Source organism: Halorubrum aidingense JCM 13560, assembly GCF_000336995.1.
GTDB lineage: Archaea > Halobacteriota > Halobacteria > Halobacteriales > Haloferacaceae > Halorubrum > Halorubrum aidingense.
Window position 1 is genome coordinate 1 of sequence record NZ_AOJI01000018.1, and the last position, 14,603, is coordinate 14,603.

Consider the following 14,603-nt stretch of genomic DNA (forward strand, 5'->3'; position numbering starts at 1 on the left):
GACACGCCGCTCTCGGAGGCCAATCGGAAGCTCTCGCAGGGGGGGTTCACCGGCTACATCGAGCTGTCTGAGAACGTCCTCTCCGGCGACTACTACGTCACGTACACCGCCGGCGAGTCGATGGCGACCGCGTACGTGGGGAACTCCCGGCGACTCGAAACCGGCGACGACGCCTTCGCGCTCGCCGACGACGAGGTCGGTATCTACACCGTCTACGAAGTCGACCTGCAGGTACAGGAAATTCCGTCGAGCGACGGCGGGACTGCAAGCGCGGGCGCGGGGGCGGCCGGTCGCGACGCGGAGGTCGGAGATGAGGCGGACGACGGCGAAGAGGACCGACGCGACGAGACCGCAACGGAGAGCGACGACCCGGAACCCGTCGGCGAACGGAACGAGGGGAAGTCCGGCAGAAACGCCGACAGAAACGCCGAGGCGAACGCCGGCGAGACCACCGACGAAGCCGTCGACGAAGGATCTGACGAAGGGATCGACTCACCGACCGATCCGGAGCCGTCCGAGGTCGACGCGGACGCGGTCGCCGCGGCGACGGCCCGGTCGGACCGACCCGACTCAACCCGGAACCGTAGCGGCGGGGACGGCGCCGACCCCGAGGCGGTCCCTTCCGGTGACGCGTCCGAGTCGAGCAACAGTGCGACCGGTGGTGCCGCGGGAGACCGTCCGGCGGGCGGTCCCCGCGACTCGGCGGCCGCACCGGCCGAAGGCGTAGATGCCTCCGGCGCCGACGGCGCGACCGCGGAGCGATCGCCGGACGACGACGTGTTCTCCGAGGAGGAGCAGTGGCGCGAACAGAAGTCGATCCCCGCGCTCGACCCCTCGGAGGCGAGCGATCCGCCCGGCGGGCGCCCCGGCTCGGGAGGGAATCGACAGACGAAGCGCCGGGCGGACCGCGCTCGCGACGCCGACCAGCGCACCGCGCGGCGGGCCGAGTCGCAGACGAGCGCCGCGACCGACGACGGCCGTTCGCCCGAGCCCCGGACGACGGGAGGGGCCGCCGCGAACCAGTCCGCGGTGTCGCAGCGATCGGCGGAGTCGGCGGGCGGTGAACGCGCCGAGCGACTCCGGCGGTTGGAGAGCGCCCTCGAAGCGGCCGAGTCGGAGCGAGAGTCGCTGGCGGCCGAGCGCGACGAGATCGAAGCGGAACGCGACGAGCTCGCGGCGAGTCTCGACCGCTTGGAGAGCGAGGTCGAGACCCTTCGCGAGGAGCGCGATCGGCTCCGAGAGGAGCTGTCGACCGCTCGCGATCGGCTCCCCGACGGCGAGCGAACGCTCTCACCGGCGGAGGCGCGCAGCGGGACGAACCTCTTCGTCAGGTACGACTCCAAGGGCGGGGCGACCCTAGAGGACGTCCACGACGGGGGCGTCGACCGCGACGCGCTCCGCGAGAACCTCCGGATCGAACACCACACGAGCTTCGAGACGGACGGGCTCGTCGTCGACGGCCGACCCTACGAGGAGTTCCTGACCGACACGATCGAGTACGGGTTCACCCGCTGGCTCGTCGAGGACCTCCCGTTCGAGGTGAGCGGGACCGGGAACCAAAGCGTTCTCCGCGACCTCTACGACGCGCTCCCCGAGATCGACCGCGCGGAGATCGGCGGCACCGTCTCTATCGCCCTCCGAGAGAACGGCGAGGAGACCCGCGAGCAGCGCGCGTTCGACCTCGTCTTGCGCGACCGGATGGGGAATCCGCTGTTCGTGGCCGACCTCAACGACAGCCGGGACCCGACCGCGGAGGGAACGCTGGAGTCGCTCGTCGGCGACGGCCGCGACATCGCGGAGTCGAACGACTCCTTCGCGGCGGCGTTCGCGGTGACGGAGAGCTTCTTCGAACCGGGCGCGTTAGAGACCGCAAGCGACGCCGTCGGCGGCGGGCTGTTCAGCCGGTCCAAGCGGGCGAGCTTCGTGAAGCTCTCGCGCAAGCGCGGCTACCACCTCTGTCTCGTCGAAGCCCGCGACGGCGGGTTCCACATGACCGTTCCCGACCTCTAGGGGCCGGGAACCGCTCCGGACGAGTTGCTATCGATGAGTCAATTTTACTTGACAGCGACGGCGCCGACGCCGACTCCGACGCCAGTATCAGTGCCGACGTTGCCCGTCAACAGTGGCGCTCCCAAAACGAAACGTAAAACACGAATCGAACGCATTCGGCCGCCAACACGGACGAATTCGGTCAGTTCAGTTTTCGAGTTCGGCGGCGTCGTCGATCCGCATGGAGCCGAGTTTCTCGACCGTCTCGTCGAGCTTCTCGTCGAGTTCGTCGACGAACTCGTGGGTCCGCTCCGTCGTGATCGCCCCCTGGCTGGACGGCTCGATGAGGTTCTCCTCTTCGAGCACGCGCAGCGAGTAGCGAACCTTGTGGTGCGGGTAGCCCGTCTCGTTCGACATCTTCACGATGCCGATCGGTTCGTTCTCGATGACCATCCGCAGGACCTGGAGGTGGCGTTCCAGCATGTCTACCTCCTTCTCTAGTCGATCTATCATGGCACATGTTAACTTGTCATGCCCCGGTTTAAAAGTTGCTGTCCGGGGACGCCCCGGGGTCGCTCGATCCCACGCTTTGACGTGCCAGTAGTTAACGTGTTCGATCGTTTTAGCCCGACGGGACACCGGGAGCGTCGTCGGATCGCTCGCGGCGGCGGCGGTAGCCGGCAGGCGCTGACGGGCATCACGCCGGATCTTCACCACGAACAACGATATCCGTTCGTATCCGACAGCCGATTAATGCACGTTCGTGCTCCATTCGCGGCCTCGGACCGTAATCTGTTTTACCCCCCGCCGGGAACTGGCAGTCCGTATGACACTCACCATCGTCGGCTCCCAGCTGGGTGACGAGGGCAAGGGCGCGCTCGTCGACCGGTGGGGAGGGGACGCGGACGTCGTTGTCCGTTATCAGGGCGGCGACAACGCCGGCCACACCGTCGTCGAGGGCGGCGCGGAGTACAAACTGTCGCTGGTACCGAGCGGCGCGGTCCGAGGCACCGTCGGGATCCTCGGGAACGGCTGCGTCGTCAACCCGCGAACGCTGTTCACCGAGATCGACGACCTCCGCGAGCGCGGGCTCGACCCCGACGTGCGGGTCGCGCGCCGGGCGCACGTCATCATGCCGTACCACCGCGTGCTCGACGGGATCGAAGAGGAGGTCAAGGCCGACGACGACGCCGGCGACGAGGTCGGCACCACCGGCCGCGGGATCGGCCCCACCTACGAGGACAAGGCCGGCCGCCGAGGCGTCCGGGTCGCCGACCTGCTCGCTCCCGACGTGCTCCGCGAGAAGCTGGAGTACGCCGTCCCGCAGAAGCGCGCGCTCGTCGAGGACGTGTACGGGCTCGACCTCACCGACGACGACCGCGCCGAAGCGTTCGACGTCGACGCGCTCCACGAGGAGTTCACGCGTATCGGCGAGCGGCTCGCCGACGAAGAAATGACCGTCAACTGTTCGGACTACCTCTACCGGCGTCGCGAGGCCGGCGACAGGATCCTCTTCGAGGGCGCACAGGGGACCCACATCGACATCGACCACGGCAACTACCCCTTCGTCACTTCCTCGAACCCGACCGCGGGCGGCGCGGTCGTCGGCTCCGGCGTCGGCGTCACCACGGTCGGCGACGGCGAGGTCGTCGGCATCGTGAAAGCGTACCTCTCGCGGGTCGGCTCCGGGCCGCTCCCGACCGAACTCGACGGCGACGCCGAAGAGGAGGCGCTCGCCGACGAGATCCGCGAGAAGGGCGGCGAGTTCGGGACCGTCACCGGCCGCCCGCGTCGGATCGGCTGGCTCGACCTCCCCATGCTCCGGCACGCCGCGCGCGTCTCCGGGTTCACCGGCGTCGCGGTCAACCACGTCGACGTGCTCGCCGGGCTCGACGAGCTGAAGGTGTGTACGGGCTACGAGCTCGACGGCGAGGAGATCGACACCGTCCCCACCACAACCGAGCGCTGGGAGCGCTGTGAGCCGGTGTTCGAGACGCTCGACACGTGGGACGAGTTCGACTCGGCCGCGGTCGCCGAGGACGGCTACGACGCGCTCCCGGAGGCGGCCCGCGGGTACCTGGAGTTCGTCGCCGACGAGATCGACACCCCCGTGTACGCGGTCGGCGTCGGCCCCGACCGCGAGGAGACGGTCGAACTGACGAACCCGTTCGACGAGTAGGACGGTCGATCGGTTCGGTGCGGGCAGACCCGTGGCTACTCCTTCGGATCGACGCCGTTCAGCACGCTCATGTCTTCATCAGTCAGCGACAGCTCCGCGGCCGCAACGTTCGATTCGAGGTGGTCGACGCTCGAGGTGCCCGGAATCGGGAGCGTCACGTCGGAGTGATGGAGCAGCCACGCGAGCGCGACCTGTCGGGCCGTCGCGTCGTGTCGCTCCGCCACCTCGTCGAGCGCTCCCGCGACGCCCTCCTCGTCGACCGTGTACATCGGCCCCCACGGGATGAACCCCACGTCGCGGCGCTCGCAGGCGCGGAGCACGTCCTCGTCGTCGCGGTGGCCGACGTTGTACCGGTTCTGGACGGTCGCGATGTCGACGATCTCCGTCGCGGTCTCGAGCTGTTCGACGCTGACGTTCGAGAGCCCGACGTGGGCGATCTGGCCGGCGTCTTTCATCTCCGCGAACGCGTGGACCGATTCTTCGAAGTCTGTGTCCGGGTCGGGCCGGTGGAACTGATACAGATCGATCGTGTCGGTCCCCAAGCGGTCGAGGCTACACAACACCTGGTTTCGCAGGAAATCGGGGTCGCCGTGCGGCAGCCAGTCGCCGTCGCGGTTCCGGAGCAGTCCGGCCTTCGACGCGACGACGACGTCGTCGGGGTCGCCGAGCGCCTCGCCGATCAGCCGCTCCGAGACGCCCGGCCCGTAGGAGTCGGCAGTATCGACGAAGTCGACGCCGAGTTCGACGGCCCGCCGGAGGACCGCCTCCGCGTCGGCCTCGTCGGCGGGGCGTCCGATGATGTCCTCGCCCGTGATCCGCATCGCGCCGAATCCGAGGCGGTTCACCGTCAGGTCGCCGCCGATGTCGAACGTGTCGCTCTGGGTCGGGGTCGCTGGAGACATGTCCCCACGTTCGCGCGCCGCGCTCAAAGTCGTGGGGGTGACTTGCGCGCGTCGCTACTCATAAACCGCCCCCGTGTGATCGTGAGGTATGGACGCCGAGCGCGAGGTACTCGACGTGTTGGCGCGGAACGCCCGCGAGGACATCGACGACATCGCGGCCCAAACGGGCCTCGATGCCGACGCGGTAGCGGAGGCCATCGCGACGCTCGAAGCGAATCACGTCGTTCACGGCTACCAAGCGGTCGTCGACTGGGACCGCGTCGACGAGGGGAAGATCCGCGCGGTCGCCGAGATCAACGTCGAACTCGACCGCGAGACGGGCTACGATCAGGTCGCCGACCGGATCGCGAAGTTCCCGGCCGTCGACGCGCTTCACCTCGTCTCGGGCGACTACGACTTCGCCGTCGAGGTGCTCGGTGAGACGATGCAGGACGTTTCGCGGTTCATCTCCGAGCAGGTCGCGCCCATGCCCGAGGTCACCCAGACGGTGACTCACTACATCATGGAGACGTACAAGGACGGCGGGGTCCGGTTCGAGGACGGCGACGACGACGACCGGCTCTCGGTCTCCCCATGAGACTGTCGGACCGCGCTCGCGACCTCCCCGAGTCGGGCATCCGGAAGTTCTTCGAGCTGGCGGAGGCGCGCGACGACGTGATCTCGCTCGGGGTCGGTGAGCCCGACTTCTCCGCGCCGTGGGCGGCCCGGACCGCCGCGATCGACTCGCTCGAACGCGGGAAGACCTCCTACACCTCCAACCGGGGGATGGCCGCTCTCCGCGAGCGGATCGCGGCTCACCACGAGCGCTACGACCAGCCGTACGATCCGACCGACGAGGTGCTCGTCACGACCGGCGCGAGCGAGGCGGTCGACCTCGCGCTCCGCGCGCTCGTCGACCCCGGCGACACCGTCGCCGTCCACGAGCCGACGTACATCTCGTACGGCCCCGGCATCGAACTGGCGGGCGGCGAGCGGCTGACGGTGCCCACGCTGGCCGCGGACGACTTCGTGTTGACCCGCGAGCAGCTGGAGGCGTCCGGCGCGGCCGACGCCGACCTGCTCGTGTTGTGTTACCCGAACAATCCGACCGGCGCGACGATGAGCGACGAGGCGTTCGCCGAGGTCGCCGCCTTCTGCCGCGACAACGACCTCCGAGTGATCGCCGACGAGATCTACGCCGCGCTCACGTACGGGACGGACCACGCGTCGATCGCGACGCAGCCGGGGATGCGCGAGCGCACGGTCGTCATCAACGGCTTCTCGAAGGCGTACGCGATGACGGGGCTCCGACTCGGCTACGCGTTGGGTCCGACCGACGCGATCGACGCGATGAACCGGATCCACCAGTACACGATGCTGTCGGCGCCGACGACCCCGCAGTACGCGGCGATCGAGGCGCTCGATAGCTGCGACGACGAGGTGGCGGAGATGGTCGGCGAGTACAACCGCCGGCGGCGGCTCGTCGTCTCGCGGTTCAACGAGATGGGCCTCGACACGTTCGAGCCGGGCGGCGCGTTCTACGCGTTCCCGAACTGCGGCGGCGACGACGAGGCGTTCGCCGAGGAGCTGCTGGAGGCGCAGGGCGTCGCCGTCGTCCCCGGCTCCGTCTTCGGCGCGGGCGGCGAGGGGCACCTCCGGGTCTCGTACGCGACCTCGATGCGCGAACTGAAGGAGGCGACCGACCGGATCGCGACGTTCGTCGCCGACCGGGAGTGACGAGACGGGGCGGAGTTCGACCGCACAGCGGAATTCGAAGGCGGATATCGACCCCAGCGATCACCGTTGAGCCGACGGCGTGACTGAGTAGGGAGTGGGTGAGCCGATCTGGTGGCGCGGTCATTTATAAGTGGAGCAGCGGTGTTGCCGTCGGCTGTTTATCAATCGGTACTGACGCGGTGATAACTTTCAAAGCCCCAACCGCACCGCACAGCACCGCCGGAAGACGGTCCTGCTCGCTCACTTCGTTCGCTGCGCGGGCTGCGACTTCCGTGCTCCCGCTCGCGTTGCTCGCGGGGCCGCAGCCTCACGCCTCCCCAGCCTCGTCGGACCGGCGTGGCTGCGCCGGTCCGACTCCCTCGCGCTCGGATTCGCGCCGCGTTGCGGCGCTCACCGGAGCGCGCCAACCGCATTGTTTATTTATAAATAATCGTCGCCGCCGCTCGGCTCTATTTATATACTACGTCGCTGGCGGCGGTCTGCAACACCCACTCCCGCTCTCGGTCGAGAGCGAAGGTCGCGGGCCGATCCCACCGCTACGAGCCGTAAACCCGTAAACCAGCCTCGGATTCTCGATCATTTACGAACGATTATTAACAACTCTGCGGAAGGGCGACGCATGGAGTTCCAGCTATCCGACGAACAGACGCAGCTACGCGAGGAGGTCCGTCGGTTCGCCGACGAGGAGATCCGGCCGGTCGCGACCGAGTACGACGTCGCCGAGGAGTACCCCCACGAGGTGATGGACAAGGCCGCCGAGATGGGGCTGCTCGCGCCGCACGTCCCGGTCGAGTACGGCGGCGTCGGCTACTCGGCGCTTGAGAACGCGATCCTCACCGAGGAGCTGTTCGCCGCGGACCCCGGGATCGGCCTCTGCGTCTCCAGCGCCGGCTTCGGCGCGGAGGCGCTCATGGAGTTCGGCACGGACGACCAGAAAGAACGGATCCTCCCGGAGATAACGGCCGGCGACGCGGTGATGGGGTCGGCCATCTCTGAGCCGCAGGCCGGGTCGGACGTGACTAGTGTTGCGACCCGGGCGACGAAAGACGGCGACGAGTGGGTGATCAACGGCTCGAAGATGTGGATCACGAACGGGACCGTCGCGGACTACTTCGTCGTCGTCTGCGAGACCGATCCGGAGATCGACGACCGCTACTCGGGGTACTCGCAGATCCTCGTCGAGGCCGACCGCGACGGGCTCACCCGCGACAAGATCACCGGGAAGCTCGGAATCCGCGCGAGCGACACCGCCGAACTCCGCTTCGACGACGTCAGGGTTCCGGAGGAGAACCTGATCGGCCAGCGCGGCATGGGATTCCTCCAGCTCATGCAGTTCTTCGACGAGACCCGCACCGCGGTCGCCGCGCAGGGCGTCGGAATCGCCCGCGGCGCGGCCGAGCGCGCGCTGGCGTACGCCGAGGAGCGCGAGCAGTTCGGTCGGTCCATCTCCGACTTCCAGGCGATCAAACACAAGCTCGCGGAGATGCACACGAACACCGAGGCCGCCCGCTGGCTCACCTACCGCTCCGCGTGGGCGGTCGACAACGAGTCCGGCGATCTGACGGCGCTCGCCTCCATGGCCAAGGAGTTCGCCTCGCGGGTCGCCGTCGACGTCGCCGACGAGGCGGTCCAGGTCCACGGCGGCGCCGGCTTCGTCAACGACCACGACGTCGAACGGCTCTACCGCGACGCGAAGATCACCCAGATCTACGAGGGAACCACGGAGATCCAAAAGAACATCGTCGCCCGCGAACTGCTCGACGAGGGGTTCTGAACGGACGGACGCGGTCAACGCGGGGTCGGCGGTCTCCGTCGAGGGTACCGATCCCCGCCGCGCTCACTCCTCGTCGTATTCCATCGCGACCGAGTTGATACAGAACCGCTTGCCAGTCGGCTCGGGGCCGTCGTCGAACACGTGCCCGAGGTGCGAGTCGCAGTTCGCGCACCTGACTTCGGTGCGGCGCATTCCGTGACTCGTGTCGACCGTCGTCGTCACGGAGTCCTCCTCGGCCGCGTAGAACGCGGGCCACCCGCAGCCGGACTCGTACTTGGTCTCGGCGTCGAAGAGGACGGTGCCGCAGGCCCGACAGCGGTAGTTCCCGTCGTCGGGGTGATGGTCGACGTACTCGCCGGAGAACCGCACCTCCGTGCCGCTCTCGCGGAGCACGCGGTACTCTTCCTCGGAGAGCCGTTCGCGCCACTCCGCGTCGGTCAGCGCTGCGTCTGTCGGTTCCGAACCGGGTTGTTCTGCGTCGGTGCCGCCGTCGCTCCCGTCGGTTCCGTCGGTCCGGCTTGAGTCGCTCATACGACCGATACGGTCTCCGCGCCAAAGGCGGTTGCGGCGGGAGCACCAGCCGCCGTCGGTTGAGGGCGTAGATCCCCGAAAAACGGCGTTCGAGCCCTCAGAGCACGCCCATCGCGTCGAGCCGTTCGGGGAGGTAGGTGTCGGTGACGAAGTCAAGCCCGCGGCTCGCGAGCGACTGCTGTTCGGACTTCTTGCCGATGTCGAGCTGGAGCTCGATCTGCTCTTCCCAGTAGTCGGTCTGGAACCGCGGGTCCTCGAGCTCCGATTCGAGGGCGTTCACGTCGGAGTCAGAGAGGGGGTCCGCAGGGAGGTCGTACTCGACGATGTCCGCCGGCTGGATCCCCACGAACTGCGCCTCGGGCGTCGCGAGGTACTTCGAGAGGTGCGCCGACTTGATCGAGCCGTACGCCACGGAGCCGTAGATCCGGTAGGACCACGGGTCGCCGTCGGCGAAGACGGCGATCGGTACGTCCAACTCGTCGTGGACGCGCTTCGTGATCCGCCGGGTCGCCCGCGCGGGCTGGCCCTTGAGGTGGATGACGAGGCAGTTGTAGTCCTCGTCGAAGCCGTTCTCGACGAGCCGGTCGCGCATCCCGCCGGTCTCGACGGCGAGCGCGAAGTCGATGTCGTCGTCGAGGAACTCGATCATGTCGGGGTTGTTCGGGATCTGGTAGCCGCCCGCGCCCACGTCCTCCTGACAGTGGATCTCGCGTTCGCCGCGGCGGGTCTGTTCGCGGATCAGAAGCGGTCCCATCAGGGTCGCACCGGACTCCTCCGGGCGCATGTGGAAGTCCTCGCGGGTGACGCCCGTGACGATCTCGAGGTCCTCGACGAGGTCGTTCGACTCGTCCTGTGAGCCGAACTGCGCCTCGTCGTTGTCCCACGACTCCGAGAGGTAGTACAGCTCACGCAGGGTCGACGAGCGGTCGTCGTCCAGCTGGTTGGCGAGGAACTCGATCGTGTACGCCGCCTTCAGCAGCTTCCGGGCGCCGCGGACGGAGTTCGCGCTCCGAGTCGACGTGCGGTCGCCGTAGGTCCAGACGCCGCTTTCGGGGTCGTACTCGATGTTGCTTTTCGTCCGGGTCGGCAGCTTCATCTCCGGGATCGTCCCGTCGGCGAACTGGTCGTAGAAGTCCGCGGCCAGGTCGATGAGCTCGTCTCGTGCGTCTGTATTCGTCGTCATTTATGCGTTCACCGTGAGTTTCTCCGTTTCGACGCCGCCGACGCTGATCTCGAAGTCCGCGTCGTCGTCGACCGCGTACGTCAGTTCCCGCTCGTCGCCCGAGGAGACCTCGGGTTTCCACTGGACGAACCACTCGCCGTCCATGTCCACGACGGTGCCGTCGGACAGGTCCGTCGGCTCCGTGGAGACGATATCCGTGATCTCCACCGTCTCGGAGACGTCGGAGTGGTTCTCGACGACGAGCGTCACCGTCCCGTCGGCCACCTCGCGTTCGACGCTGACGTTGTTCATGATCCGCGCGAGCGCGCCGTCGATGTTCGGGCGCGGCCGGCCGGTGACCTCCGAGACCTTGTCGGCCATTTCGGGGAGGATCGTGCCGAGCACGTTCTGTTTCTCTCGGCGCTGCTGCATCGAGCGCCGCTTGTTGAGGTACGACTTCAGTTCGCGGGCGGCCTCCCGCACCGCGAGTTCGATCTCGTCTTCGATCGCCGGCACGTTCGCGAGCGCGTCCTTCGACTCGCTCGTGAACGGGACGTTCGTGGACGCGACGTGGATGCTGATGACCGCGGGGCCGTTCGGCATCCCCGAGCCGCCGGGCTGGTCGAGCCCGTAGTTGCGCCACCCGATCGACTTGATCACGTCGGTCGTCGCGCACGCGCCGCGCTGGTAGACGAGCGGGACGCGGTTCGCGAACCGGAGCAATTCGACGGAGCCCTCGGCGGGGATATCCCCACCGTAGGCGATGCCGGCCTCGACGATGAAGGGGTCGCCACCGTGGACCTCGGCGTCGCGAGTCGCCGCGGCGTAGAAGTCGGCGTCGTACTCCTTGCGCAGCCCGGCCTCGACCAGTTCGGCCGTGATCGGCGCGAGACAGTCCGTCGGCGGCGCGAGGATGTCCGTCGCCCGCATCGCTTCGAGGAGGTCGGCGGAGGCGTCGCGGTCGGCGGCGACGTCCCGGACCTTCGGCGGGTCGTCGGGGACGGTTCGCGCTCGCGACCAGAACGCCTCGGCGACGTTCTCGCGGGCGGTCTCGCCGAACGTCGCGTCGTGCTGCTCGGCGACGAACGAGGCCGCGTCCGCGACGAGTCGGTCGAGGTCGTCCCGGGTGATCCGGAACGCGTCTCCGTCGAGGTTCGCGAAGCGTCGCGCGAGCGCGTCGGCCATCGCCTGCACCGCCGCGTCGTCCTTGCGCGTCGACGTCGCCTCGTCGACCAGGGCGTACACGTCGGCGATGACGGCGGCCTCGACGGGGTCGGCCGGAGCGTCGTCCTCCTCGGACGACTCGCCTCGATCGGCGCCGACGCCGGTGATCGCCGTCCACGCCGCCTCGACGGCGTTCTCGCGGACCGTCTCGCCGAAGGTCCGGCCCGTGTCGTCCTCGACGCCGTCAGCGACGTTCCCGACGATCTCGGCGAGGTCGGACCGCGAGAGGCGGTCGTTGCCCGCGACGGTCTCGGCGACGCCCTCGGCGAAGGCGGTCGTCGCCGCCTTCCCCTTGTTGGCGACGGCGTCCCCGATCGCGGCCTCGACGTCTCGGTCGTCGTGGGCGCGCGGCGGCGACCACGCCAGTTCGCGCCCGTCGTACACGTCGCGGAAGTTGTCGAGCACGCTGTCGGCGGTCTTCTTGCCGACCCGCGTGAACTCCTCCTGGAGGAACCCCGAAACGGAGTACGACTCGGTCGCCTCCAGCATCTTGATCAGCGCGCCGAGTTCGACGCCGTGCGGGTGCGGGCGGATCTCCTTCGTCTCCGCCGGCAGCTCGTCTGTCGCGCGCTCGAACTTCATCGGCTCGTCGAGCCCCGGCTCACGCAGTTCGAGCCGGGCGTGCGGGTTGACGACGGCGGTGTGTTTCACGTAGTCGTGGAGCTGCCCGCGGGCGCGCATGTTCGCCTCCATCTCCAGTTCGATCCGGGTGCCGTGGGGTCGGTCCCACGTCGTCTCCTCGTCCGCTTTGATCTCCGGTTCGTTGGTGTCGGTGTCGATGATCAACTCGAAGTACTGCGCCCGCGCCTGCCCCTTCGGGCGGGAGGTGATCTTCGCGGGCTGTCCGGACGTGAGCTGCGAGTACAGGACGGCCGCCGAGATCCCGATCCCCTGCTGGCCGCGAGACTGCTCGCGGGCGTGAAAGCGGCTCCCGTACAGGAGCTTCCCGAACACTTTCGGAAGCTGTTCTTTGGTGATTCCCGGCCCGTTGTCCTCGATCACGAGCCGGTAGTAGTCGCCCACCTCCTCGATCTCGATGTAGATGTCGGGGAGTACTCCGGCCTCCTCGGTCGCGTCGAGGGCGTTGTCCACCGCCTCCTTGACGGCGGTGACGAGCCCGCGAGCGCCCGAGTCGAACCCGAGCATGTGTTTGTTCTTCTCGAAGAACTCGGCGATGGAGATCTCGCGCTGGCCCTCGGCCAGCTCCTCTGCGATCCCCTCCTCGTCGCCGATCGTCGACTGGAAGGACGTCATTCGGTGTGGGTACCTTTCGCCGAGGCACCTAAAAACGCACCGCCGGCGAGGTGAAAGTGGAAGTCGGCGTTCGAGACGCCGACACCGCCGCCGACGGCGACCGGTCGCCGTCGAGCGTCGCCAGCCGGGATCCGGGGGGAGTCGCCGTCCGGATCCCGAGGGTAAATGTCGCCGCGGTGCGTACGACCGCGCACGGAGCCTTTCACACCGATGCCCACCGAGCGCGCGGCCCCCGACGGCGACGACGCGGACGAGAGCGTCGGATCGGACGGCGACACCCGGCCGGACGGCGACGCCGGGTCGGAGCCGTCGACCGTCGACGTCGAATCGATCCCGACGGATCGCCCCATCGTGATGTTCGACGGGGTCTGTAACCTCTGTAGCGGCGTGGTGTCGACGCTACTCCCCTTGGACCCGGACGGCCGACTCCGGTTCGCGTCGCTGCAGTCGCCGCCCGGACAGGCCCTGCTCAAACGGCACGGCTTCCCGACCGAGGACTTCGACTCGTTCGTCCTCGTCGAGGGCGATCGGACGTACACCAAATCGAGCGCCGCGATCCGGATCGCGGAGCTACTCGGCTGGCCCTACCGGGCGGCGACGATCGGCCGGATCCTCCCGAAGGCGATTCGGGACCGGCTCTACGACGTCGTCGCGAACAACCGATACGACTGGTTCGGGAAGAAGGACCGGTGTATGATCCCCGACGAAGACGTCAGCGACCGGTTCCTCTCGCCGCAGTCGCCGACCTCGTCGCAGTCCTGACGGAGCCGGAGCGATCGGTGCTCGCCGGCGGCGACAGCTTTCTCCCCGCGGCGACTCACTGTCGGGTATGAGCGACTGGACCCCCGCGGAGATGCCGCGACTCGACGACGCGACGGTCGTGGTGACAGGCGCGAACAGCGGTCTCGGCTACGAGGGCACCCGCGAGTTCGCCCGGCGCGGCGCGACCGTCGTGATGGCCTGCCGGAGCGTCGAGCGAGCGGAGACGGCGGCCGCGGAGCTCCGCGAGTCGACGTCCGCGACCCTCGAGTTGGACGTCCGCGAGTGTGACCTCGCCTCGCTGGACTCCGTGGAAACGTTCGCCGACGGGCTGGCGGCCGACTACGACGGCGTCGACGTCCTCTGTAACAACGCCGGCGTGATGGCGATCCCGCGCGGCGAGACCGAGGACGGCTTCGAGACGCAGTTCGGCGTCAACCACCTCGGACACTTCGCGCTCACCGGACGGCTGTTTCCGCTGCTCGTCGCTGCGGACGGGATCGACGGCGACGCCCGCGTCGTCACCCAATCGTCGGGCGCCCACGAGACCGGCGAGATGGATTTCTCCGACCTCAACTGGGAGCGCTCCTACGGGAAGTGGAAGGCCTACGGCCGCAGCAAGCTCGCGAACCTGCTTTTCGCCTACGAACTGCAGCGGCGACTCGACGCGGCCGACGACGACCTCGGGGTCCGCAGCGTCGCCTGTCACCCCGGCTACGCGGACACGAACCTTCAGCTTCGCACGGCGGCGGAGAGCGGCAACCCCCTGCTGAAACTCGGGATGCGGGCCGCGAACGCCGTCCTCGGACAGGACGCCGCGACCGGCGCCGAGCCGATGCTGTACGCCGCGACCGCCGACGTCGACGGCGGCGCCTACGTCGAGCCCGGCGGGCTCATGAACATGCGCGGCCACCCCACCGTCGGCCGGTCGAACGACGCCTCTTACGACCGCGACGACGCCCGGCGGCTCTGGGAGTACTCGACGGAGGCGACGAGCGTCGAGTTCCCGCTCTGAGCGGCGGGCGCGAGCCCGCTCGTGGTTATCCCTGGAAACGCGTAGGAGCGACAGTGTTTATAAACGCCGTCGCGGCGAGGGTGGGGAGACGTGAGGCT

At 68.4% G+C, this 14,603-nt stretch carries 12 protein-coding genes; 7 read left to right on the plus strand and 5 right to left on the minus strand.

The window, feature by feature from the left end:
- Positions 1-2,010: DUF7527 domain-containing protein (locus C461_RS15705; RefSeq protein ID WP_007999459.1), on the plus strand; the 2,010-nt coding region annotated here is incomplete at its 5' end.
- Positions 2,011-2,196: 186 nt separating this feature from the next.
- Here the strand turns inward: C461_RS15705 and C461_RS05810 are convergent.
- Positions 2,197-2,502, minus strand: a complete 306-nt coding sequence (locus C461_RS05810) for a hypothetical protein (RefSeq protein WP_004595838.1) — start codon at positions 2,500-2,502, stop codon at positions 2,197-2,199.
- Positions 2,503-2,815: 313 nt separating this feature from the next.
- On the opposite strand from C461_RS05810, the gene C461_RS05815 reads away from it, so the two are divergent.
- Positions 2,816-4,168 (plus strand): adenylosuccinate synthase, encoded by a 1,353-nt coding sequence (locus C461_RS05815; protein ID WP_007999463.1) that lies wholly within the window; start codon positions 2,816-2,818, stop codon positions 4,166-4,168.
- A gap of 35 nt (positions 4,169-4,203) precedes the next feature.
- Here the strand turns inward: C461_RS05815 and C461_RS05820 are convergent, their stop codons facing one another.
- A complete protein-coding gene (locus tag C461_RS05820) occupies positions 4,204-5,070 on the minus strand; it encodes an aldo/keto reductase (protein ID WP_007999465.1) in 867 nt (288 codons plus the stop codon).
- 88 nt (positions 5,071-5,158) lie between these two features.
- Between C461_RS05820 and C461_RS05825 the strand changes: the two genes are divergently transcribed.
- The 3 genes from C461_RS05825 (at position 5,159) to C461_RS05835 (ending at position 8,560) form a co-directional block, all read left to right on the plus strand.
- Entirely contained in the window at positions 5,159-5,647 is a 489-nt protein-coding gene (locus tag C461_RS05825; RefSeq protein WP_007999467.1) for an Lrp/AsnC family transcriptional regulator, read from the plus strand.
- Positions 5,644-6,786: a pyridoxal phosphate-dependent aminotransferase gene (locus C461_RS05830; RefSeq protein ID WP_007999468.1), complete on the plus strand. Its 1,143-nt coding sequence runs from the start codon at positions 5,644-5,646 to the stop codon at positions 6,784-6,786. Before C461_RS05825 ends, C461_RS05830 begins: the two co-directional genes overlap by 4 nt.
- A gap of 619 nt (positions 6,787-7,405) precedes the next feature.
- Positions 7,406-8,560 (plus strand): acyl-CoA dehydrogenase family protein, encoded by a 1,155-nt coding sequence (locus C461_RS05835; protein ID WP_007999469.1) that lies wholly within the window; start codon positions 7,406-7,408, stop codon positions 8,558-8,560.
- A 63-nt stretch (positions 8,561-8,623) separates the two neighbouring features.
- Here the strand turns inward: C461_RS05835 and msrB are convergent, their stop codons facing one another.
- The 3 genes from msrB to C461_RS05850 form a co-directional block, all read right to left on the minus strand.
- Positions 8,624-9,091 carry a peptide-methionine (R)-S-oxide reductase MsrB gene (gene msrB / locus C461_RS05840; RefSeq protein ID WP_007999470.1) on the minus strand — a complete coding sequence of 156 codons (468 nt, stop codon included), beginning with the start codon at positions 9,089-9,091 and terminating at the stop codon, positions 8,624-8,626.
- Between the two features lie 97 nt (positions 9,092-9,188).
- The gene (locus tag C461_RS05845; RefSeq protein WP_007999472.1) at positions 9,189-10,274 is read right to left on the minus strand and encodes a DNA topoisomerase IV subunit A; all 1,086 of its coding nucleotides are present in this window, start codon (positions 10,272-10,274) and stop codon (positions 9,189-9,191) included.
- Positions 10,275-12,731: a DNA topoisomerase VI subunit B gene (locus C461_RS05850; RefSeq protein WP_007999474.1), complete on the minus strand. Its 2,457-nt coding sequence runs from the start codon at positions 12,729-12,731 to the stop codon at positions 10,275-10,277. It lies immediately after the preceding gene.
- 354 nt (positions 12,732-13,085) lie between these two features.
- Between C461_RS05850 and C461_RS05855 the strand changes: the two genes are divergently transcribed.
- Complete coding sequence (locus C461_RS05855; protein WP_239639094.1) at positions 13,086-13,493, plus strand: thiol-disulfide oxidoreductase DCC family protein; 408 nt, start codon at positions 13,086-13,088, stop codon at positions 13,491-13,493.
- A gap of 67 nt (positions 13,494-13,560) precedes the next feature.
- Positions 13,561-14,505: an oxidoreductase gene (locus C461_RS05860; protein ID WP_007999480.1), complete on the plus strand. Its 945-nt coding sequence runs from the start codon at positions 13,561-13,563 to the stop codon at positions 14,503-14,505.
- Positions 14,506-14,603: the final 98 nt, after the last annotated feature.

Excerpts from the sequence above, each read along its gene's own strand:
- C461_RS05810 (WP_004595838.1), bottom strand. The coding sequence starts at position 2,502 with ATGATAGATCGACTAGAGAAGGAGGTAGACATGCTGGAACGCCACCTC.
- C461_RS05815 (WP_007999463.1), top strand. The coding sequence starts at position 2,816 with ATGACACTCACCATCGTCGGCTCCCAGCTGGGTGACGAGGGCAAGGGC.
- C461_RS05820 (WP_007999465.1), bottom strand. The coding sequence starts at position 5,070 with ATGTCTCCAGCGACCCCGACCCAGAGCGACACGTTCGACATCGGCGGC.
- C461_RS05825 (WP_007999467.1), top strand. The coding sequence starts at position 5,159 with ATGGACGCCGAGCGCGAGGTACTCGACGTGTTGGCGCGGAACGCCCGC.
- C461_RS05830 (WP_007999468.1), top strand. The coding sequence starts at position 5,644 with ATGAGACTGTCGGACCGCGCTCGCGACCTCCCCGAGTCGGGCATCCGG.
- C461_RS05835 (WP_007999469.1), top strand. The coding sequence starts at position 7,406 with ATGGAGTTCCAGCTATCCGACGAACAGACGCAGCTACGCGAGGAGGTC.
- msrB (WP_007999470.1), bottom strand. The coding sequence starts at position 9,091 with ATGAGCGACTCAAGCCGGACCGACGGAACCGACGGGAGCGACGGCGGC.
- C461_RS05845 (WP_007999472.1), bottom strand. The coding sequence starts at position 10,274 with ATGACGACGAATACAGACGCACGAGACGAGCTCATCGACCTGGCCGCG.
- C461_RS05850 (WP_007999474.1), bottom strand. The coding sequence starts at position 12,731 with ATGACGTCCTTCCAGTCGACGATCGGCGACGAGGAGGGGATCGCAGAG.
- C461_RS05855 (WP_239639094.1), top strand. The coding sequence starts at position 13,086 with ATGTTCGACGGGGTCTGTAACCTCTGTAGCGGCGTGGTGTCGACGCTA.
- C461_RS05860 (WP_007999480.1), top strand. The coding sequence starts at position 13,561 with ATGAGCGACTGGACCCCCGCGGAGATGCCGCGACTCGACGACGCGACG.